Source organism: Bacillus sp. MRMR6, from assembly GCF_001940785.1.
GTDB lineage: Bacteria > Bacillota > Bacilli > Bacillales > Cytobacillaceae > Neobacillus.
On record NZ_MSLS01000017.1, the window covers coordinates 59476 to 83160 of the forward strand.

Consider the following 23685-nt stretch of genomic DNA (forward strand, 5'->3'; position numbering starts at 1 on the left):
ATTTGGAGGATTTTGGATAAGATAATTTCCTTACTACAAGCACAACGAAGCATTAGGTGGTCGTGCAATCAAATTTTTTCCGCGCAACCCCTGTTTTTATTGCTGCGGCTGCAACTGCAGCTGCTACATATTTCGCTACTCTTATATCAAATGGATCCGGAATGACATAATCAGCATGCAATTCATCACTAGTAATGAGTCCAGAAATTGCATACACTGCAGCAACTTTCATTGCCTCATTAATTTCCTTCGCACGAACATCTAAAGCACCTCGGAAAATTCCGGGGAATGCGAGGACATTATTAACCTGATTCGGGAAATCAGAGCGTCCTGTTCCAACTACTAGTGCTCCCGCTTCTTTTGCCTCCTCCGGCATAATTTCTGGTACCGGATTAGCCATAGCAAAAATGATCGGATTCTCATTCATCGAACGAACCATCTCTTTCGTAACTGCTCCTGCAGCAGAGACCCCGATAAACACGTCAGCACCTTGCAATGCATCTGCTAAAGTTCCTTGCCTTTGTTCTTTATTCGTAATGCTTGCCATTTCTTCTTTAAATTTATTCATACCGACCGGACGATCTCTATATATGATTCCTTTTGTATCACATAAAATGATATCTTTAACACCCATATTCAGCAATAGCTTTACAATAGCTACACCTGCAGCTCCGGCTCCATTTGCTACGACGCGAATATCCTCAATATTTTTGTTTGCTAGTTTAAGAGCATTTATTAATCCAGCTGCGGTTACGATAGCCGTTCCATGCTGGTCATCATGAAAAATAGGAATATCACATTCTTCACGTAAACGCTTTTCAATTTCAAAGCATTGTGGTGCAGCAATATCTTCTAAGTTGACTCCGCCAAAAGTAGGCTCCAGCATTTTAACATGCTCGACAATTTTATCCGTATCAGTTGAATCTATGCATAAAGGAAAAGCATCAACATTTGCAAACTCTTTAAATAACAATGCCTTTCCTTCCATAACCGGCATAGCTGCTTTTGGCCCGATATTTCCAAGCCCGAGGACTGCGGTTCCATTTGAAACGACAGCAACCAGATTTCCTTTCATTGTATAATCATATACTTTATCTTCATTCTCATAAATAGCCATACATGGCTCAGCTACACCAGGTGAATATGCAAGACTTAAATCTTTCGCATTACGTACTTGGACTTTAGAACTAACACTAAGTTTACCTTGATTTTCTTGATGCATCTTTAATGCTTCTTCTCGTAAGATTGACATAACAGAATCTCCCTACCTTTATTAAATTTTATATCTCTATCAAATTTCCGTAAAAGCTGAACAGTTGAGTCCGCTTTTCCTTATACTAAAGGTCCGCCCAGCTTAACAATCTCTTCAGATACGCTTGTGAACTTTTTGAAGTTTTCATTGAATTTGCTGGCAAGGTCTAAGGCTTTTTCTTTATAAGCTTCCTTATCAGTCCAAGTTTTTTCTGGAATTAATACTTCAACAGGTACACCTGGTACATGAAGTGGAATATCTAGACCGAAGATATCGTCCTTTGCAGTTTCCACATTTTCTAATTCTCCGTTAAGTGCTGCTTTCACCATTGCGCGAGTATAAGAAAGGTTCATACGTTGACCTACGCCATATTCTCCGCCAGTCCATCCAGTGTTCACTAAGAATACTTTTGCATTGTGCTTTTCAATTTTTTCTCCAAGCATTTCTGCATAACGAGATGCGTCAAGCGGTAAGAACGGAGAACCGAAGCAAGTAGAAAATGTTACTTGTGGAGATGTAATCCCTCGTTCTGTTCCTGCCAGCTTACTAGTATAACCGCTTAAGAAATGATACATAGCTTGTTCTTTAGACAGCTTGCTGATTGGAGGCAGTACGCCGAATGCATCAGCTGTTAAGAACACAATTGTATTTGGGTGTCCGGCAACACTTGGAAGCATGATATTATCGATTGCGTCAATTGGATATGCTGCACGTGTATTTTCTGTTAGAGATACATCGTTGTAATCTGCAAGACCAGTATTCTCATCGATGACAACATTTTCTAATACAGAACCGAATGTAATGGCATCAAAAATTTGAGGTTCCTTCTCCCTAGATAAGTTGACGCATTTTGCATAGCAACCTCCTTCAATATTAAATACACCATTATCAGACCAGCCATGCTCATCATCACCGATTAACTTACGGTTTGGATCTGCAGAAAGCGTTGTCTTACCTGTTCCGGATAAGCCGAAGAACAATGCCGTATTGCCTTCTTCAGATACGTTTGCAGAACAGTGCATAGGTAAAATGTCTTGTTCCGGCAACAAGTAGTTCATGATAGAAAAGATGGATTTCTTCATTTCACCTGCATACTCAGTACCGCCAATCAGAATTACATGCTTTTCGAAAGAAACAATGATGAACGTTTCAGAATTTGTTCCGTCAATTTCTGGATTAGCTTTGAATGTTGGAGCAGCTACGATTGTAAATAGTTCATCCTGATTCGGATAATCAACCTCTGACGGACGAATAAACAATTGATGTGCAAATAAGTTATGCCAAGCAAATTCATTTATTACTTGAATTGGAAGACGAGAGCTGTGATCCGCTCCAGCAAAGCCTTTAAATACGAAGATTTCTTCTTTTTCTTTTAAGTATTCTAATACCTTTGTGTACAGATTATCAAAATGCTCTTCTGAAATCGATTGATTAACAGTGCCCCAATCAATTTTATCTACAGTAGATGCTTCCTTAACAATGAATTTATCTTTAGGAGAACGTCCTGTATATTTACCCGTTGAAACAGAAACAGCACCGGTTGAAGTTAATTCTCCTTCTTCTCTCTTAATTACTTTTTCCACTAACTGTGAAACACTTAACTGAACTTGTGCATTACTTCCATTTAATAACTCATGTAATTCAATTTGAACGCTCACATTATTCATATCTATATCATCCTTTTATCTTTTTTAAAAATTTCTCGTAATCTCTATAAATAGTACATACATCAACGTATATGATTCATACTATTTTTAGGGGTTTGTTGGTACTTTTGAAAGTATTTGAACCTAAGTAATAAAGTCATCGACTCAAACATATTGCATATCTTTTTGTCTAGCAAACTGATTTGCTACTAGCTTTACGAGATCTACAACGCGGCAGGAGTAGCCCCATTCGTTATCGTACCAGGCAAGAACCTTTACCTTGCGAGTTCCCATAACGATTGTAGATAAGCCATCAATAATAGATGAACTTGGATTTGTATTAAAATCTACAGACACAAGCGGTGAATCACAGAATTCAACAATTCCCTTCATTGATCCTTGAGCCGCATTATTGAAGGCATCATTAATTTGTTCCACTGTCACATCACATTTCACGTCTACTACAAGGTCTACAAGCGATACATTTGGAGTCGGAACACGCAGTGCCATACCATGTAATTTGCCGGATAAATGTGGCAGAACCTTTGCTAATGCTTTAGCAGCGCCTGTTGTAGTTGGAATAATGGATTGTGCACAAGCACGAGCTCTACGTAAATCTTTATGTGGATTATCAAGGTTTTTTTGATCGTTCGTATATGCATGTACAGTAGTCATTAAACCATTCTCAATGCCGAATTGTTCATCTAATACCTTAACGACTGGAGCAAGGCAATTAGTTGTGCAAGAAGCATTAGATATTACATCGTGTTTTGTAATATCTAATTGCTCATCGTTTACACCAACCACAATCGTAACATCCTCGTTTTTACCAGGAGCTGTTAAAATAACCTTCTTTGCTCCAGCTTCTATGTGCAAACTTGCTTTTTCTTTTGCATTAAACTTCCCTGTTGCTTCAATCACAACATCTATGCCTAGTTCCTTCCAAGGAAGCTCTTGCGGATTACGTTGGTTTAGAAGTTGAACCACCTTACCATCGACCAATAAATGATCTTGTGATACCTCTATCGTGCCGTCAAACTTTCCGTGTACTGTGTCGCGCTTAATAAGATGTGCCAATGTTTCTGCTGGATAGCTCGCGTTAATGGCTACGACCTTGAATGAGCTTTCTTTTATCGCTTGACGAAACACCATTCTTCCAATACGGCCAAACCCGTTAATAGCAACATTAATCATATTAATATGTCCTCCTTAGTTAATTAGGATTACTATTTATCTATAAATCTAAAACGGCGTATCATGGCTCGGTTACACCTGGAGACTCGGCAAGGCTTAATTCCTTTTATTATTGACAAAACCTTGGAGTGAACACCAAACTTCCCTTGATTTCCCTCATCGTTTTAACTTAATAGCTTCATTAAGATCGTTGCAATGATTACTGTAGAAGCACCACCAAGTCTTGTTGCTACTTGTGCAAATGGCATTAATGACATTCTGTTGGAGGCAGACAGAATTGCTACGTCCCCTGTTCCCCCTAATCCGCTATGACACCCAGTTACAATCGCTGACTCAACCGGATGCATATTTAGGAATTTACCAACAAAATATCCTGTCCCAACCATTGCCAGCACAACAGACATACAAACTGCCACATATGCAGGAGTTACAATTTTCACAACATCCTCCAATGGAATAAATAACATTCCCAGCCCTACCATAAGCGGCCATGTTAAACCAGTAGAAACAAATTTATAAAGATGATATGCACCCTGTTCCATTTTTGCCGGCATTAGCTGAAGGCATTTAACCAATGTAGCAGCCACAATCATTAAAACTGGACCCGGAATACCTAAAAACATATGGGCAAATTGACCGAAGATGAAAAAACCACAGGCAAGCAGTAAACCTGCACCCATTAATGAAAAATCGACTGGGGCATTTATATTTGTATTCTCGTTCTTCATCTCTTTTACACCTTCATTTGCTTTGACTAATACGCCATTTCCAGTTAACTCTGGCTTTTTTTCACCTAATTTTTTCATTACTCCTGCACATATGACTGCAACGATATTTCCAATGACTGCAGCAGGAATCATTTGAGATACATACGTTTCAGCTGATCCACCTAAAATTTGCGAGTATGCTAGTGATAAGGGTAAAATCCCTTCACCAACTCCTCCACCAATAATAGGAACAATAATATAGAAAAAGGTATGCTTCATTTCATATCCAAAAAGTACTCCAACTAATAAACCAACAACAATAGATGCTATAGTTCCGAGAACAAGCGGTATAAACATTTTTGAGAAACCTTGAATTAGGACTCTGCGATTCATTCCCAGGATACTTCCAGCAACTAAAACAGAAATATACAAATAAAGAAAGTTAGACGTTTTCATTAATGTTGTTACCGCTTCCATCGAGGCCGGATTAAAGATATTAAAAAATACAAGAACAGATGGAACTAGTAGAGCTAATATAGCAGGTCCGCCAATGTCCTTTAAAATAGGAATCTTCATCCCAAGGTCCCCTAGTAGAATCCCAAGCACCATAATAACTGCAAATCCTCCTATCATGTCTGGAGGCAGTTGATTATAAACAGATGCACCATAAACTATTGCCGCTAATACTAAATAAAGTGGCAACGGAATAACCCCTACCTTTAATTGTTTGAACTTTGTAAGGAACCCCTTTTTTTCTTCTTCATATTGAAGCGTTTCCAATTTTCTTGCTGTTTCCATGAAATTATTCCTCCTTTACTGCTCTTGCTCTACATAGTAGTTGTTTCTTTAAAGGAAAAATAGTTTATGAAAGTTTTATTATTACTTTTGGCAATAAAAAAAGTAAACAACAAAAAGTAGCTTACTTTTTTTATCGATATTTTTTCTCAATAAGAGAAGATACAATGCCTGACCCTCGTTTGTCATTTTAAGTTTAAGATGACTGCATCAATCACCTCATGCATGTTTGATGTACCGTCGATGTCACGAGTTTTAATTCCTTGATTAATGGTGGTTTTGATCGATTTTAATAGAAGTGTCCCAAGATCTTGGTAACCAAGGTGATCTAGCATCATTTTAGCTGTCCAAAGTTGGCCAATTGGGTTGGCTGCACTAAGTCCCACAATGTCAGGTGCTGAGCCATGAACTGGTTCAAACATGGATGGATATTTTCCATTGATATTGATATTTGCAGCAGGTGCAATTCCAATGCTTCCCATAATCGCTGCACCTAGGTCTGTTAAAATATCTCCAAATAGATTACTAGCCACTATGACGTCAAACGTGTGTGGTTTAGAAACTAGGAAAGCTGACAATGCATCAATATGATTGCTTTCTGTTTGAATATCAGGATACTCTTGTCCCACTTCTCTAAAGACTTGATCCCAGAACGGCATACTATGGACAATCCCATTGGATTTGGTGGCACTTGTTACTTTTCCTTTACGCCCTTTCGCTAGTTCAAAAGCATAACGAATTGTTCTCTCTGTTGCTTTTCGAGTAAAAACAGCATTTTGAACAGCGATTTCATCCTGGCCACTATGAATTCTTCCACCAACTTCACTGTATTCACCTTCACTATTTTCACGTACAACAATAAAATCAAAATCTCGAGGATCTGCAAGAGGTGATTTAACACCTTGAATATATTTTGCAGGACGGATATTAATCACCTGTTCACATTCACGACGAATTTTAATTAATAATCCCCATAAAGACACATGATCAGGTACTAATGTCGGGTTTCCAACTGCTCCTAAATAAATCGCATCGGTTTCCTTTAGCCGCTTCATTCCATCCTCGGGTATCATTTCTCCATGTTCTAAGTAATACTCACAGCTCCACGGATGAGTTTCAAAATGAAACTTTACCCCTCCATGTAATTCAGCAAGAGTGTCTAATACCTTAAGTGTTGCTGGTACTACCTCTTTTCCAATTCCATCTCCTGGTATAACTGATATCTTTACGTTTTCCATACTGTTTTCTCCCTATGTAAGGTATTATAGTTAGTGTTAAACAAGTCTGTTGATTTGCGCTCCAGTCACTTCGCTTTCCGCGGGCGGTCGGTGAGCCTCCTCGGCGCTTAAGCGCCTGTGGGGTCTCACCCTGACCTGCTAGTCCCGCAGGACATTGATTTACATCCTTGAATTTACCCACGCACGAAGAAAATGCGATAGCATTTTCGAGGAGTCTCGTGCCTTCCGCGCAAATCAACAGGTTTATAAAATCAACAATATCATTTAACACAGCCAAAGTTTTAAAAAGATTGGAAAAGGATAGGATTTAGCTGGTTCATATTTCGAACAACTAAACCTATCCCTCTCCATTTTAAGCTGAAACTGTATTTAAATTATCTTTTTTCGAAAGGAAGATTTGAATTCCAACCGCTACAGCAACGATCACTAATGCAATTAAGTCTGTTTGGAGCCCAGCATCAATTGAGAGTAATGCCGCAACAAGCAATAAAACTCGTGTAACAACGCTTGTTTTTCGACCTGCAAACCAGCCTTGAACACATGCTGCAAGAAGATAAATACCAATTGAAGCAGTGATTACCGCAATACTTATTTCTAAAATACTTCCTACCATTAATAATTGAGGGCTATACATGAACATAAATGGTACGATAAAAGCCGCGATTCCTAAACGGAAGGCTTCAACCCCCGTTTTCATTGGATCAGTACCAGCGATGCCTGCAGCCGCATATGCCGCTAATGCAACTGGTGGTGTGATTGCAGACATTACCGCATAGTAGAATACAAACATATGCGCAAATAATGGCTCAATCCCTAAGTTAATTAAACCAGGGGCTACAACGGAAGCTGCCACCGCATAAGCAGCAGTTGTTGGCATTCCCATTCCTAGGATTATCGCAATAAACATTGCGAATAATAAAGCTAGTAATTCACTGTTACCCGCTACAGATAAAAGCATTGAGCTAAAGCGTAAACCTACACCTGTAAGAGCAATTACACCAACGATAATTCCAGCACATGCACAGACTGCTAACAGCTGTATTGTATTCTTCATACCTAATTCTAATGCACCTAAAATCTTCTTCAAGCCCATTCTTGTTTCTTTGCTGAATAAACTGACAATTAAGCAAGCAAAGATACTATAGGTACCTGACATAATAACTGAGAAGCCTTGTAAAAGAAGAGTGATTAATAGAACGATAGGTAAGAATAAATAGGCTTTTCTCAGGATTTCCTTAAAGCTTGGCAAATCCTTTCTAGCAATTCCTTTCATACCTTTTTTTACAGCCTCAAAGTCTACCATTAAGTAAACAGATAAGAAATATAATAATGCTGGAATCGTTGCTGCGATAACAATCTCACTATAGCGAATCCCTGTAATTTCTGCCATTAAGAACGCGCCCGCACCCATAATTGGAATCATAATCTGACCGCCAGCAGAAGCAGTCGCCTCAGTAGCTGCAGCAAAACGAGCATTGTAACCTACACGTTTCATTAGCGGGATCGTTAACGACCCTGTTGCAACTGCATTTCCCGCAGAAGTACCATTCATCATACCCATTAATCCACTTGAGATAACGGCTACTTTTGCTGGACCTCCACGCATTCCGCCTGCTAATGAGAATGAGAAATCAATGAAGTAACGTCCAACACCTGACATTTGTAAAAACGAGCCAAAGATAATAAATAATAGAATGTATTTTGAAGAGACATCAAGTGTTACTCCGAATATTCCATCAAGTCCATAAATGTACGTAGTAAATCGATCAATCGTATAGCCGCTATGATTTAAAATACTAGGTAAATACGGTCCGATAAAGGCATATAAAATAAAGATGCTTGCTAGAATCGGCAGCGTCCATCCACTTGTACGTCTAGTTAACTCTAATACTAATAAAACCCCAACCAAAGCAACGATAAAGTCCATTGTAGTTGGTAAAACTCCAAAACGGAAAAGTAATTGTTTTAAGTTAATGAATACATAGACAAAGACTCCAATACTTGCAAGAATAAGTACCCAGTCTATTACATGTATTTTAGATGAGGCCTTCTTCCATCCAGGAAAAAGCATAAATCCTAAGATTGAGCCAAATAATAAGTGGGCTGCTCGAAAAAGCCAAGGATCGATTGGGTGGTAATTTAAAACATATAAATGAAATAAAGCCCCGATTACAGCTATTGTTGTAAACGTAATTTTCCGCCATCCCCAAAAGTTTCTCGCCTCTGTCGCACTTTCAACTGATTCATCGTCTTCTGCCTCTGCTAGCATGTCAATAACTGGTTTTGTTTCAACTTCTTTTTGTTTGTTTTTTTCTTTGTTACTCATGTAAAACACCTCCTAAGCAAATTTAGCTGACTCATTGGGATTTTGACCCCTATATCTGAGTCAGCATATTACAATACTTTTATTTAGTTCTTCCACTCAGGTGGATATACTGATTTCGGTAGTTCAATCCCAATTTCCTCATAGTACTTAATCGCACCTGGGTGTAGTGGAACATTCTTATTGAGTTTGATTGCCTCTGCAACTGATTCTTCCATTGATGTATGAGTTTGAATAAGCATCTCTTGGTTCTCGTGGTATGCTTTTACTAAATCATAAACGAAGTCTTCGTTTGCATCCTTACGTACAATACCAAAGTTGAACATGGAAATTGTTTCTAAATCTCTGTCTAAGGTTGTATAGGTATCAGCTGGGATTGTGAATGGCATGAAATATGGGAACTCTTTAATTATTTTATCCCTCGTTTCTCCATCGACACCAAAGAAGTTTACATCACGCTGAACCTCGATTTCAGTAACTGCAGAAATTGGAATACCTGCCCCAAATCCAATGACATCTAATTGCCCATCCATCATCTGTGAAGCCAGGTCACTCCAACCAGCATGCACATTAGCCGTATCTAATCCTAATACTTCGTGGATCATCGGAACATACGTACCAGCTGTACCACCAGCAGGACCTGCACCAACACGTTTACCTTTGATGTCCTCTAGTTTTGTTATACCAGAGCTTTCAAGCGACAACCAATGCATCGGAGTGGTAAACATCGGAAAAATAATTCGAACGTCCTCCATTTTATTTCCTTCAGTCCATTCGCCAGTTCCTGTATATCCTTCATAGGCTGGTCCTAATGTTACCATTCCAACATCCTGATCACCCGCTTGAACTAATTGCATATTGTGTACAGGTCCACCTGTTACCTCAACGTTTGCAGTTACTTCCAGCTTTTGCTCTAAAAGATTAGCTAAACCTCCACCAACGATAAAGTACGTACCACCTTGGGAAGCGGTTCCAACTTTAACTGTAGTTGGGTACTCCTTATATTTAACTTCCCCACCTTCGCCGCTAGACGTTTGATTTCCACCCCCACTACATGCAGCCAATACTAGCAGTGAAAGACCAGTAAATACAGTGATAACTTTTCTTTTCCAATTGTTCATCCTTATTTCCCCCTTTTTTTGGTTAACTACTTATACCCCTTTGTATTTCGGTAGAACTTTTATATAGTAGCTCCAAACCGATTAATATATTTTTGATATACCGGCTTGAAAGCTTCCTCCCATTGTTATTTCTCTTCATCTGTTAAAATAAGAATTTCAATACATTCACATTCTCTGAATCTAGTTGATTCTTTGTTCTATCGCTCTCTAATTATGACAAAATTGTGTCTTTTTTCTGATATTTCAAATATAAAGCGCTTTCAGATTTTAAACAATATAAAAACCATAATGTTCATTTTGGTCTTTTTGGTCTCAAAAATGAACATTATGGTTTTTAGTTGTCTATTACTTTTTTTCTATAAAATAAAAATGACTTGGCCGGCCAACATTTCCATATTGAATATCAACTTGTATTTTGCCAGTTTGACCCAAATAATCTAAATACCTACGAACCGTCACCCTTGCCATTCCCAAATATGTTGCTAAATTTTCGGATGTTACCGGTTTAGTTTGTTTCATTAACCCCGTTAAAATTTGCTGTAGCGTTTTTTCACTCAAGCCCTTCGGAAGATGCTCATCACTTTCTTTCATTTTTTTTATTTCATCAATATCCTCCTGTTGTAAGGTTCCTGAGTCCTTGAGTTTTGTTCTCATTTTTTGATATGAATCGAGTGCTGACTTAAATCTCTTAAAATGAAACGGTTTCACCATGTAGTCCACAGCACCTAGACGAAATACCTCTTGGATGGATTTGCTGTCTCTTGCAGCTGTAATCATAATAACGTCGGTTGGCAGCCCTTGTTCACGCATTTGTTTTAACACCTCTATACCGGATATTTCGGGTAAGTACATGTCTAATAAAACAAGGTCAGGCTCTAGTTCTTTTATTTTTTTTATAGCTTCCTTGCCACTTGCAGCAAAACCACAAAGTTCAAACATCGTTATTTTATTTAAGAAGCTACTGTTCACTTCCAAGACCATCGGATCATCTTCAATAATCATTACTTTTATCACGGTACATACCTCTCGATATCAATTGTTATTTTGGTTCCTTCACCTAGCTTAGAATCAACTTGTATTTTTCCCTGATGAGCATCAACAATTTGCTTTACAAGAGCAAGCCCAATCCCATGACCATCCTTACTTTTTGTGGTATAGCCATATAAAAAAATTTTATCTTGATCTACTTTAGCGATACCTTTTCCTTCATCGCGTACCATGATTGATAAATGATGCTCATCGCATTGAATACAGCACCCAACGATCTTGTTTCTATCATGTGAAGAGTAGGAGTCAAATGCATTTTCAATTAAGTTTCCAAGAATAGTAACAATATCTCCTGCAGTAAACCCATCCACAATTTGAGTTAAATAACTTTCTTGGTCAATCGAAAAATGAACACCTAGTTCTCGTGCTCTTGACCTTTTTCCTAAAAGGATTCCTGACACAGAATGCTCACTGATATTTTCTTTTAGAAATTGAATAACATTCTCTTCTTCTGTTGTTTCATCGATAATGATTTCTAGGGCTTCTTCTATTCGTTCAAGCTGAATTAAGCCTGCAATACTATGAAGCTTGTTCATATATTCATGAGTTTGAGCCCTAAGTGCATCTACCAAAGTTTTTACACCCGTTAACTCTTCAGCTAAACGGTTCGCCTCAGTACGGTCAATCATCGTTAGGAACGAACCTGCCAACTTTCCTTTTACTCGAATACGACAAAGAGAAATTAAGTATGTTTTATCATAAAGAACTATCGTGCGATTAATAATCTTATCTTGTTGAGACTCTTCGTTGTTCATAAGGCTTGCAATGGATGCCAATGATTTGGGTAAAATTTCCGCTACATGTTTTTCTCGTTTTTGGTCACTTTGTGTATACTGCTTGGCCAGACGATTCATAAAGGTAATGTTGCCATTTTCATCTAGTGCAATAATCCCCATATCCATCTCCTGCATCACGGCGGAGCGCTCTTCTACCATTTTAGCAATCTCGTAAGGCTCCAGGCCTAATGTTTGTTTTTTGATATTTTGGGCTAACAGAAGTGAACCAAGAAGACCAATTAGCAGCCCCCAGACGAGTGATAGCAAAATATCGTTACGGTATTGGGCTACTAACGCATGGAATGTTGGGGTAAGCACACCAACAACAACTACTCCTACCTGCTTTACCCCTCCTTCATTCATTATCGGAACAAAGGCTCGCATGGAGTAACCGAGAGTTCCCTGGGCCTTTGATATATATTCTTGTCCTGAAAGCGAGGCGTGCTCATCCCCGCCTACAAATTGTTTTCCTATTAGTTCTTTAGTTGGATGAGAGTAACGAATTCGGTTCATATCAAATATAACTATGTAATCTACATTTGTTGCTACCCGAGTTCGTTCAGCAACTGGCTGAATATAAATCTCTCCTCCTGGTTTGCCCACATTTTCTTTAATGATAGACATTTGCGCTACTGTACGCGCAATCGCACGAGCCCTCTCCCCAAGCTCCTTCTCAAACGCATCCGAAATACTATAAACCATAATCCAACCACTCATCACCATCGAAAACGACACCACAATAAATGACATGATTAACATCTTTGTCCTTAACCGAATTCTCATTTCTTCACCTTCAATTGGGGACTTTTAATTTCTAAGTCAAATCAGCATAAGATATATCTAGTAGAAATTCGGTATTAGGAAACCGGATTTCTACTGTTCTTCTGGTAACTAGCTGTCCCTTTCGCATCTGCAACACCTGGCGTATATACAAGACTTAAATCCTGTTCATTTTCAAGGTTTACTTTACTTAATACTTTTATTTTACCTGCGTGGTTACCATGAAGATTAATCGTTTCCTCTCGTAGATTTCGTTTATTCATAAACCAACCTCCCCTGTAATCGTTTCCATATCTAATCACATCATAGTACTTCTTTTCTAAACTTAATAGTCTTTAAAATTAATGAATTCTTTTTTTAAATTAAAAAACGTAAGCGGTTTAATTCTCTTTTAAAATCTGACTCAAAATTTCTGTGCCTTTTCTTTCTATATTCTTCCACATTAGATCCACCCAGAGGGCAATAAAGACACTTAAAGAGCAGTGTTTCCTCTAAAGAAAACACTGCTCCTGAGATTTAAGACGTACAGCATTCGGTGCATTTTAAACATTTATCACAGAGTGGCCTGTTTGGCATCATCCTACTGCCATCTTTTGAAATTCTATGCATATAAACTGGACGACCTACCCCGCCATATTCAATATTCGTTTCCAAAGCATGAATATCCGCTAGAAAGTGGACATATTTTCTCATCGAAACTCTTGATATTCCTACTTTACTGGCAAGCTCCTCTGTTGAAAAAGCATTCCCGCCCATTTTGATGGCCTGTTTCCAGACTTTGCAAAGTGTATCTTTTGTTAGCCCTTTTGGCAACTCATATGACTCCAAAACGACCTGATCTTTATGAAGCAAAAATTGGTCCAGGTCTGTTTGTTTAAGCTGATCCTTGTTATCCATGACCCGTTGTTCAGTTTGATAGGTAACGAGAGCAGACTGAAATCTCTCAAACTCAAACGGTTTTATTAAATAGTCTACTGCCCCAAATCGAAGTCCTTTTTTAATGCTTTCCTTGTCGCAAGATGCAGTAATAACGATAACGTCCATTTCACTTTCCAAGCCGCGGATTTTAGACATTAGTTTCCAGCCATTTTCTCCAGGCATATGAATATCTAACAGAAGCAGGTCAACTTTCTTCTTTTCCATAATTAAAAGGGCAGATTCAACTGATTCAGCAATCCCAACTAGCTCAAACCCCTTGATTAGGTCTATAGATCGGCGGTTTATTTCTGCTACCATCAATCTTTCTTTATATTTTTTTCTTTTAGTGCCATTGGGTTTAGTAACTTTTGATATAGTTATGTAACTTTAGTAAGCGAAATTCTGTAACAAAAAATTCAAAAAGATGAACAAAGAAAAAGAGCCAATCATTTGGATGATTAACTCTACAGGCCAGGCCATATATTACTTCTGACTCTTCATTTTTTATTTAATAAACTTTGTAAAAAAAGAAAAAAGAGGATGCTCACTAATTTGGACAATTTGTGAGCATCCTCTTTAAATTTTTTAAAAACATCAAAACCCTTATCTATCAAGGCTTCGACGGCGTTATTACATCATGCCGCCCGTAAGGTGAGAGTGTGTAATATCTTTAACGGTGTGTGCGGAAAGTGCGGTATATCAAGGTTTTGTTAAATTCTTACTGTAACATCTTTCATGAGAGTTAATCGTTTTTCACTGGATTGCGTTAGCAAAATGTTAGCATTTTAATTGAGTATTTTAATGTTTGTAACTTACCAAGATAACAAGTTATAAAGTTGTGCATAAATTTATTACTTTTCGAATTATGACTGATGACATCTTAGATGCTTTAAAATTTTTTGAACTTATATTAGGAAATCCTTATAACCGAAGTATCTTAACTATTCTGCTTTTTTATTCAAGGAGCGATTGCCCATTGTTCTGCAATTATATACTTTCTTCTACTTCACTTCTTGTTGGCATCCCACCTTGTGCACCAAACTTTGTAACAGATAAGGAAGCGGTCCGATTAGCAAAACGAACGCTTTCTTCAAAATTCTTTCCTTCTGCCAATGCAACAGCAAAGGCTGCTAGCAGGTGCCGGATTCAATAAAAGTGGAACACCTAATTGAAGGCATTTTTTGCTTATATATTCCACTGTTTCTTCAGGTATTTCCTGTTGAATAAGGACAATATCTGATTCAGAAATAATATCTAAGGCCTTTGCGGCATAATCTGGAGTTATATAATCATTCGCACCTTTTACCACAATGATACTGTTGTCACCGTCTGCGAGCGTAATGTGGGCAGTGCCGCTTTCTGTATCTTTAACCTGTTCCATATAAGTTGTAATAACATTATTCGATTTAAAATTATCAAGTATGGTTTTTTCAAATGCATCGTCTCCAACGCATCCGACCATATACACATCTGCACCCAGTCGAGCAGCAGCAACCGCCTGGTTGGCACCTTTACCACCGGGCACTGTTTTAAATGATTCTCCAAGAATCGTTTCACCTTTATTTGGTCTTTTGGGTGCCGTAACAACCAAATCCATGGATGAACTTCCGATTACTGTTATTTTAACCATTGTCCCCAACCTTTCTATTCATTTTCCTTTCACCTCTGTGGTTTCCATAAGGGTAAACTTAAGAAATGTTTGGATATCCCAATTGGCACAGAAAAATGCAAAGTTATGTTACTCCTTAGCATAACTTTGCAATTAACCTACATGCCTAATCTTATTTGTTTGAAATCACATTCTTATAAATCAGGAATTCAACTAAGACCTTTGTGAAAATTTCCATATTCAAGTAAATACTTTTCACCAAAGCATGTCGCGTAAAGGAAACTGTTTAGATAATTCTCCTATGGAGAACTTTTTCGGATTACTGAAACAAGAAATGTATCATGGAGAAGCACTGTGCTCATTTGAGGAATTAAAAAAGAGAATTGAAGAGTATATCTATTATTATAATAACAAGCGTATAAAGCAAAAATTGGCAGGCATGAGCCCGGTTCAATTCCGTAACCATACCAGCCAATCAGCTGCTTAAGAAATAAAACTCTAACTTTTTGGGGTCACATCATAGAGGAAAGAGCCATAGAAGTGGAGCGTAAAAAGGGAAAACCTAGATATCCAAATATTTCAGAAGCTAAAAAATATCATAGCCTCTTTCCTCCTCTCGACAAATTCCATAACAAAGAAAGGGGATAAATCCAGCAATATTGAGTAAAATTACAAGTCTAATCAAACGATTAGTTAACAAGATTTTTACTAATTACTCGTTTGATTAACTGCTGGAAAAACCTTGTAGGAAAACACCCAACCAATAAGTTTTTACAAAAAATTTTGTCGAGAGGCAGGTTATCCAAGCATTTCTACTATTTACTTTTAGATAAACTTGTTTTTATCTTGAATATTCAAGTGGTGCTCTAGATTTATCAAACTGAAAAAGGGCCTCCCTATATTAATAGTTTGGGATACCCTTTTTCAAAAAGTTTCGTTTTTCCAGAATTTTAATTGAGCTAATTTTTATAACTTTGAAGACTCCTTGATAATATCTTTAAGTTCATTGATATTTTCTATGCTCATTTCACGTTGACCTTCTTCAATTTCTTGAATCATCGATACAATACTTCGTGTTAGCGGCATGGTAAATCCTAGTTTTTCTCCGATAGAGATGACAGGACCTAATTGATCAAGGACTTCTGTTTTTCTTTTTCGGACAGCTAGATCCCGCCAGATTCCTGTACGTGTCTTTGTATATCCTCTTAACAATCTAGCAATTTCAAAATAACTGTTCTCAAGTTCAATATCCTTTTTATTTGGATACAATAATCCCGGGGTCCAGTTATCAAATGGTTCAGGAGTAATTCCTTGTTTTTCTGCTACTTGTAAAACTTCCGTTCCAATTGCATTTAATAGAGGATGAAACTCACGCTCCTCAAAAAAGTCCGCAATTTCTTTATTGGTTAGAGCAGTAGCGGTTAAGATGGATCCATATGCTAGTTTGCTCCACAAATACCCAAATATTTTTTGGGTTGCTTTCGCCTTCCCCCAACACTGCAGCCTGTCTCGCAAGTCATTTACTCTATCACTTTCGCTTCCGTCCATTTCACCGATATACAAACTTCCTACCCCGCCGTACTCAATTTTTCCCGGACTCATGTAATCGGCAAATAAATTAACAAAACATCCTACCGTTCTAGATTTACCAACAATCGATGCAATGATATTTTCACATAATCCATTCTGGAAGGAAACAACAAATGAGTCTTTATGCATCAGCTTCTCAAAAGGTTGAATCGCTTCTTTTGTATGTTGAGCCTTCACCGCTAAAAATACAGTATCAACCGATTGTTTCGTTTTAAAAAATTCATCCACTGTATAAGCTGGTGCTTTAACAGTAAAACTGCTATCTTTCATTTGAATCGTAAGACCATTTTGGTTCATCGCCTCAACATGGGCGGTGTCACGATCCACAAAAACGACTTCTTCGCCATTTTTAATTAAATACGCCCCAATTACACCGCCGATAGCACCTGCTCCTATGATTGTAATTGCCATTGCTCTTCCCCCTTAGTAGCCTAGGCCATAAACACCAGGCATTTCCAATGGAACATTTAATTTTACTGCCGCATTTTTTGCCCAATGTGGATCCTTCAACATCCCTTTGCCAATTGAAACTAAATCCGCATAATCAGCTTGAATAACGTATTCCGCAACTTCTGGAATATCTAAACTTCCTACAGAGATAACCGGAATATTTAGTGATTCTTTTATAGCCTTCGCGTACTTAGCCTGATACGCTGGAAAAACATCTGGTCGATTTGGAGAATTTCCTCCGGTACTTACATCAAACATGTCGACTCCAGCTTGAATAAATGTTTTACAATAATCAATCATTTCATCAAGGGTATATGGATCATTAGTATATTCTGTGGCGGAAATTCTCATAATAAGGGGCATCCCACTTGGCATTTCTGCTTTTACTGCCTCAATGACCTCTTTTACGAATAAGGTTGGGTCCCCATACTTATCCTCACGCTTATTACTAGCCCTAGAAATAAACTGATGTAATAAATAACCATGAGCACCATGTAATTCTATAGCATCAAAGTCCGCACGAACCGCTCGTTTCGTACCATCCGCAAACTGTTGAATGATTCTTTGAATTTCATCTATAGATAATTCTTTAGGAACCCTGGAGTCATCACTAAATGCAATGGCAGAAGGTGCTACAATGTCCCCATCTTTCAACTGTGATTTTCTTCCGGCATGGGCAATTTGAATGGCTGCCTTTGCACCATACTTGTGAATTTCATGGTTGATTTTTTTAAACTCCTGCTCTTGCTCATCAGAATAAATCCCTAGACAAAAATCAGTGATTCTACCTATTGGTTCAACATTTGTCATTTCTGTCATAATCAAACCTGCCCCCCCCATCGCTCGGGAAACAAGGTGGATGAGGTGCCATGCTTCGGGTACCCCTTCTTTATTCATCGCTTGATACTGGCACATCGGAGAGAGAACAACCCGATTTTTCAATTCAAGATCCATTAACTTATAAGGTTCAAATAATTTACTCATTGCTTGCTTCACTCCCAAGCAAATGGTTAAGTTGAGAAGAAATTTGGTTTAACTCTCTTAAAGTAAAGTTCATTTTATTGATTCTTCTCTTTAAAGTGGTATAGATGACATTACTGTCATATTTTGATAGATTTTCCTTCTTTATAACCTTACCGATGGAAGGAACCGGCGGCTGGCCAAGTGCAGGGTCATGGCCAAAAACATCCTTATCTACATAATTAATCGGGACAAGGCTCTTGGACATCGTTTTATTCCAACCATTAATCTCATCTTTATACTGTTCAACAATTTTATCGTCAGACGCATATCTCTCAATCAACTTTACCGTATCATTCAAAGTTTGCAGTCTTTCAAATGCAGTATCTAGCATGCCTTTAAACTCAAATTCTGCTTGATACCCTTTAAGTACCTTTGTGATTTCTTCAACGGCTTTACTCTGTTGTACGGGAATAAGGTCAGCGGAGCAAAAATCGAAAATAATCGATAAATAAATCTTACAATCTCTTTTTAATAATTGAGGATCGATTTTATCGATCGTATCTTCTGTTGTATGCCACCACCAGCCAAAACCTCCGCCTTTACCTGAACCAAATAGTTTAGAAAAAGCACGCATCGCAGGAGTATCAACTGGAGCTTGTTCAGACAAGCCCATTAACGCTGAAGGGATTCCCGCTCCCCAGAAGGATTGATCACCAGACCGTCCGAATCGGGAACCCTCAAACTGATCTTCAGAAACTAAATTAATAGACTCGCCAATTAAATTTTTGGTTTCTGCCATTGTATTTCCTTCTGTTAATACAGTAGAATGAATCCCGCCGACAGAGTCGATATTTAAATGCAACAAGCAATGATCATAAAGTTCTTCATAATTTTCATCTACATATAAAGTGGACCCCGCATATCTTCCGTGGGAGTGACCTGACCAAAAGGCAAGTCGTAAGTTGCGTTGGAACTCTGGCTTGTTTTCACTGACAACCCGTGCAACTTCAAGCATTGTTGCATTTGCTGATCCATTATCCATGACCCCATAATGCCAAGAATCAATGTGGCCTGAAAATAGAAGGAAATCTTTGGAATTTGGATTAAAAGTATAATCAGCTATTAGAGTTGGAATATCTCTCCACTCTTTAAGAACTTCCGTTTTTAATTGTAATTCTGAAGATGCAGAACTAGTAAGAAGGGCTTTTATTTCTTGGCCATTTCGGTAGGTGACCGAAGCAACAGGAATAGTAGGATAGTTTTCAGCATCCTCCATAGATGGATTTCCCCATACAGCAGAAACAATCATCTCATGGGTATAATCCGCCGTAATAAAAACAGTTGCGGCTGCACCTTTACTTTGAGCTTTTATAACAGCAGCAGGAGTGGCTAAACCGTCAATAAGAACCGCTTTACCCGTATAAGAAATGTCATCTTGATAGTTTTCATCTCCAACATATACCAGCTCGGCTGCTAACCCAGATTCTCCCGTTGAGGTGGCCATTGAATGGGTAATGGAGCTAAATTGATTCCCATTAACGGTTAAATCAGATTGAATAGGAAGGCTAATCAAAGCTTTTCGATAAAACAATTGGGTTTGAAAGCCAAATTCCCTTAACGTTCTTTCTGCATATTCAAAGCTTCTTTTTTCCTCTTCTGAACCTGATAATCTTACCTCTTTGGAGATTTCCTTTGTGAATGTCATTAAATGTTCTTCAGAAACCTTATTCAGTAAATGGTCCTTAGCTTCTGTTGTTTGTATCACCTATTCCAGCTCCTTCCTTTATGCCAGCATAATGAAGTAACAATTCAGCAAATAAGGCACTTCGTTTAGGCATATGACTTACTAGTAAATGCTCATGATTCGCATGGGCACCATCCCCTACGGCTCCCAGACCATCCAAGGTTGGGGCAAATGGTGCTGTTAAATTGCCATCACTGCCGCCGCCCGTTTCTTTCTCAATTAAGGTAAAACCAATGTCATTCTCCGCAATATTCTTTGCAACTTCAAACATTTCTTGCACTTTCTCAGTTCTTTCCAGCGGCATTCGGTTGATTTCACCAGTTGTAACAACTTGGGTTTTCTCATTGATCGGTTTTAATCCCAAGATTAATCGGTCAATACGATTTAGTTCTTCCACTGTTTTAGCCCGTACATCAATTTCAGCATGAGCATGCTCTGCAATGACATTTACTGTTGAACCGCCAGAAATTTCACCTACATTTATGGTTGTTCCAGTTGTTAGGTCTGTTTCACTATGTAGTCTGACAATTTGTTTGGCTAATTCATCAATCGCACTTACACCTTTGTCAGGATCAATACCCGAATGCGATGGGATACCCTTAACACTTAGTTCATAAATACCTACACCTTTACGGGAAGTCTTTAAACCGCCTTCTAACGTCATAGCTGGCTCAAGAACAAAGACTCGTTCACTTTTTTGGGCTTCCTTTTCAATAAATTTTTTTGAAGTTGGGTTGCCGATTTCCTCGTCCGAATCAAAAAAGAAAACAATTTTTTTGTTTAATTTAATTCCTGCTTCTCTTAACGCTTTTAGCGCAAATAACCCTTGAATTAATCCGCCTTTCATATCAAAAACACCAGGACCATAGGCACGGTCACCCTCTATACGAAAAGGGTTTTTTTCTAGGGTTCCAGCAGGCCATACCGTATCAAAATGGGATAAGATTAAAATTTGTTCCTCCCCCTCGCCCCATTCGCAGCGAACATGGTTCCCATAATTTTCGACGGGAATGATTTCAGCCTTACCACCAACTAATTTTCTAAATGTTGATGCAATCCATTCCGCTAACACGTCAAGTTTCTCCTTATCACGAGAAGGAGATTCAAACTCTACAATTCTTCTAAGATACTCCACCATTTCATTATGGTTTTCTTCGATAATCTGTTTAACTGTTTTCATAACATCCTCCTTGAGAAAAATAATCTATTGATTAAAGCTTTTAAAAATTCTACCTGCTGAATATCCACCATCTACTAATAGGTTTTGGCCCGTAATATAAGATGCCTGTGGACTTGAAATAAAGTAGACCGCATCAGCAATCTCCTCAAGCCTAGCTGATCTATTGAGTGGTGAGTAGGATATTTTTTCCTTGTGCTCTGTTATTGCTTTTTCATTTGTCAGCGTGCTTAGAAGTGTCTCCGTTTCTACTAATCCCGGACCTACTGCATTTACTCGAATTCCACTCGGAGCTAATTCTAATGCAAGAACCTGTGTCAGCATTTTTACTGCCGCTTTGGATGAACAATAATGAGCAACCCCTGGTCTAGCTACTTCACTAGCAGTTGAAGATATATTAACGATATTGGCATCCTTTGCTTTCGTATCGATCATGAGCTGGCTGACTTTTTGTGTAAGAAAGAAATTGGAAGAAACGTTTAAGTCAAAAACACGATTCCATTCTTGTCTTGAAATGTTTAAAAATGGGGTGCTTGGGAAAATTCCTGCACAATTGACTAATACATTGATGCAGCTAAATTGTTGCTTACTCTTTTCAACTACTTCATCTGCGAAGGTTTCAGATGTTAAATCCCCTGGCGCTACTAATACAGTGATATCCTGATTGATATCTAATAGTTCATTGTACAGCTGATTTAATTTTTCCTCTTGAAGGTCTATTAAGATCAAATCGCTGCCTTGAGAAGCAAACTTCAAGGCAATTCCTTTTCCAATTCCTGAAGCTGCCCCCGTAATCATTGCTACAGATCTCGTCATTCTTGTCACTCCTCATACTTCAATAAAATGTGTGATATCAAATCTAACATCACACATTTTATTGTTTTATTTACCGAAAAATGGTTCCAGGTTTTCCTCTGGTACTGGTTTTGTAAACGAGCTTACAACTACTAATAAGATGGAAGAAACTAATACTCCCGGAATTACTTCATTGATTCCAAATGGCTTGCCTAATACGAATAACCAAACAAGTACAGTGATAACGCCGCCAATCATAGCAGTCATCGCACCGGCTGTGGTCGCTTTTTTCCAATTTAGTCCAAATAACACGATGGCGAAGAAGAAACTAGCCACCATCGATGCTTGAGCCATTACGATAAACTGAACCATATCAAATGGTTTTAACGCAAAGAGTAATGGAATAAAGGCTAAAACAATAACGGCGATTCTATTAAGTTTCATTTTTTGAGCGTCCGTTGCATTCGGTTTTATCAATCCGTAAATATCATGGGATATACCCGATGAAGATACAATCATGACCCCAGAAACGGTACTCATAATAGATGCTAGAATGGCAACCATTAATAGTGCCCCAACAATCGGAGGTAAAACGTTAATGGCCATGATCGATGAGGCACTGTCTCCCGTTTTTAAAATTGGGAATAGCGCTCTTATTCCTAATCCACCGAGAGTTACGGATAAGGCAACAACTGCTTGGAAAACAAACGAAAATCCAATCGCTAAGCGTACTGTTTTCGCATTTTTTAATGTATACATTCTTGCCAGCTCATACGGCGCAATCGCCATAGAAAATCCAAATGCAGCACCGAAACCGATTAGATCTTTTGCTCCAAAATGCCATCCAGTAATCTTGCTATCGAGACTCGTTAAGAAACTGCCTACAAAATCCCAGCCGCCAGCTTGACTAATTAACAATGGAATGGCTGCAATAAAACAACCTGCCATGATTAAGGCTTGGACAAAATCACTATATGCCGTAGCCTTCATGCCGCCCTTTAATGTATAAACCATCGTGATGGCGATCGTAATAAACGCTCCCCAAACCATTGGAATTCCAAAGACGGTTTGCATCACAATTCCGCCAGCGACATATTGAGCGATTAAGTAAACAGAGTAGGCAACGATGATTAAAACCGCTGCAATCGCCCTGCCAACCTTTGTGTTATATCGTTTTTCAACGTACTCTGGAACTGTAACCGCTTTTAACTTTTGGAACTTTGGTGCAACCCAAACGGCTGAAACAATCCAACCAGCCCATAAACCCGGCCAGAACCATATATAACTCGCACCTGTTAAATAGTGAACGCCCATCGTTCCTACGAATGTACCTGCACTCATTTGAGTAGCTGCTAAAGCAGCACCGCCTACCAATGCACCAATCGAACGTCCTGCTACAAGGTGGTCTTCACTTGTTTTATTCCCTTTCCCTGCCCACCAGCCTATTGCGATGACCATGACAAAATATCCAATTACGACGTAATAAAATTCTGGACTGATTTCAAACATTTTTCTCCCCCCTATTCCTCTTTAGAATTCTTATAAAATGCCCATGCAAAG

17 protein-coding genes and 2 pseudogenes are annotated in these 23685 nt (G+C 38.4%); 1 reads left to right on the plus strand and 18 read right to left on the minus strand.

Annotation, left to right across the window (positions count from 1 at the left end):
* Window positions 1-52 precede the first annotated feature (52 nt).
* The 12 genes and pseudogenes from ystJ to BTR25_RS16215 all read right to left on the minus strand — a co-directional run bounded on the left by ystJ (window position 53) and on the right by BTR25_RS16215 (window position 15427).
* Window positions 53-1252, minus strand: coding sequence for an NADP-dependent malic enzyme (ystJ, locus tag BTR25_RS16160; protein ID WP_075689077.1), 1200 nt, complete (start codon window positions 1250-1252; stop codon window positions 53-55).
* An 80-nt stretch (window positions 1253-1332) separates the two neighbouring features.
* Window positions 1333-2919 (minus strand): phosphoenolpyruvate carboxykinase (ATP), encoded by a 1587-nt coding sequence (gene pckA, locus BTR25_RS16165; protein WP_075689078.1) that lies wholly within the window; start codon window positions 2917-2919, stop codon window positions 1333-1335.
* Between the two features lie 144 nt (window positions 2920-3063).
* Window positions 3064-4092, minus strand: coding sequence for a glyceraldehyde-3-phosphate dehydrogenase (locus tag BTR25_RS16170; RefSeq protein WP_075689079.1), 1029 nt, complete (start codon window positions 4090-4092; stop codon window positions 3064-3066).
* A 164-nt stretch (window positions 4093-4256) separates the two neighbouring features.
* Window positions 4257-5597 (minus strand): 2-hydroxycarboxylate transporter family protein, encoded by a 1341-nt coding sequence (locus BTR25_RS16175; RefSeq protein ID WP_075689080.1) that lies wholly within the window; start codon window positions 5595-5597, stop codon window positions 4257-4259.
* 182 nt (window positions 5598-5779) lie between these two features.
* Window positions 5780-6832 carry a tartrate dehydrogenase gene (locus tag BTR25_RS16180; RefSeq protein ID WP_075689081.1) on the minus strand — a complete coding sequence of 351 codons (1053 nt, stop codon included), beginning with the start codon at window positions 6830-6832 and terminating at the stop codon, window positions 5780-5782.
* Window positions 6833-7184: 352 nt separating this feature from the next.
* Window positions 7185-9158: a TRAP transporter permease gene (locus BTR25_RS16185; protein WP_075689082.1), complete on the minus strand. Its 1974-nt coding sequence runs from the start codon at window positions 9156-9158 to the stop codon at window positions 7185-7187.
* 83 nt (window positions 9159-9241) lie between these two features.
* Window positions 9242-10276, minus strand: coding sequence for a TAXI family TRAP transporter solute-binding subunit (locus BTR25_RS16190; protein WP_075689083.1), 1035 nt, complete (start codon window positions 10274-10276; stop codon window positions 9242-9244).
* A 345-nt stretch (window positions 10277-10621) separates the two neighbouring features.
* Window positions 10622-11290, minus strand: coding sequence for a response regulator (locus BTR25_RS16195; protein ID WP_083652421.1), 669 nt, complete (start codon window positions 11288-11290; stop codon window positions 10622-10624).
* Complete coding sequence (locus BTR25_RS16200; RefSeq protein WP_075689084.1) at window positions 11287-12882, minus strand: ATP-binding protein; 1596 nt, start codon at window positions 12880-12882, stop codon at window positions 11287-11289. Before BTR25_RS16200 ends, BTR25_RS16195 begins: the two co-directional genes overlap by 4 nt.
* Window positions 12883-12956: 74 nt before the next feature.
* Window positions 12957-13142, minus strand: a complete 186-nt coding sequence (locus BTR25_RS16205; RefSeq protein WP_075689085.1) for a hypothetical protein — start codon at window positions 13140-13142, stop codon at window positions 12957-12959.
* A gap of 253 nt (window positions 13143-13395) precedes the next feature.
* The gene (locus BTR25_RS16210; RefSeq protein ID WP_075689086.1) at window positions 13396-14115 is read right to left on the minus strand and encodes a response regulator; all 720 of its coding nucleotides are present in this window, start codon (window positions 14113-14115) and stop codon (window positions 13396-13398) included.
* A gap of 669 nt (window positions 14116-14784) precedes the next feature.
* A pseudogene (locus BTR25_RS16215) lies at window positions 14785-15427 on the minus strand (PfkB family carbohydrate kinase).
* A 238-nt stretch (window positions 15428-15665) separates the two neighbouring features.
* On the opposite strand from BTR25_RS16215, the pseudogene BTR25_RS16220 reads away from it, so the two are divergent.
* A pseudogene (locus BTR25_RS16220) lies at window positions 15666-15893 on the plus strand (transposase); the annotation flags it as partial.
* A gap of 479 nt (window positions 15894-16372) precedes the next feature.
* On the opposite strand, the gene BTR25_RS16225 reads toward BTR25_RS16220, so the two are convergent.
* From BTR25_RS16225 to BTR25_RS16250, 6 genes are all read right to left on the minus strand, one after another.
* Window positions 16373-17407 carry a ketopantoate reductase family protein gene (locus BTR25_RS16225; RefSeq protein WP_075689087.1) on the minus strand — a complete coding sequence of 345 codons (1035 nt, stop codon included), beginning with the start codon at window positions 17405-17407 and terminating at the stop codon, window positions 16373-16375.
* Between the two features lie 12 nt (window positions 17408-17419).
* Entirely contained in the window at window positions 17420-18430 is a 1011-nt protein-coding gene (locus BTR25_RS16230) for an NADH:flavin oxidoreductase/NADH oxidase (protein WP_075689088.1), read from the minus strand.
* Window positions 18423-20174, minus strand: coding sequence for a M28 family metallopeptidase (locus BTR25_RS16235; protein ID WP_075689089.1), 1752 nt, complete (start codon window positions 20172-20174; stop codon window positions 18423-18425). The genes BTR25_RS16230 and BTR25_RS16235 overlap by 8 nt, the downstream gene beginning before the upstream one ends.
* Window positions 20152-21333 carry a M20 family metallopeptidase gene (locus BTR25_RS16240; RefSeq protein WP_075689090.1) on the minus strand — a complete coding sequence of 394 codons (1182 nt, stop codon included), beginning with the start codon at window positions 21331-21333 and terminating at the stop codon, window positions 20152-20154. The genes BTR25_RS16235 and BTR25_RS16240 overlap by 23 nt, the downstream gene beginning before the upstream one ends.
* Before the next feature lie 24 nt (window positions 21334-21357).
* Window positions 21358-22146: an SDR family NAD(P)-dependent oxidoreductase gene (locus BTR25_RS16245; protein ID WP_075689091.1), complete on the minus strand. Its 789-nt coding sequence runs from the start codon at window positions 22144-22146 to the stop codon at window positions 21358-21360.
* A 66-nt stretch (window positions 22147-22212) separates the two neighbouring features.
* A complete protein-coding gene (locus BTR25_RS16250; protein ID WP_075689092.1) occupies window positions 22213-23634 on the minus strand; it encodes a sodium:solute symporter family protein in 1422 nt (473 codons plus the stop codon).
* Between the last annotated feature and the right edge of the window lie 51 nt (window positions 23635-23685).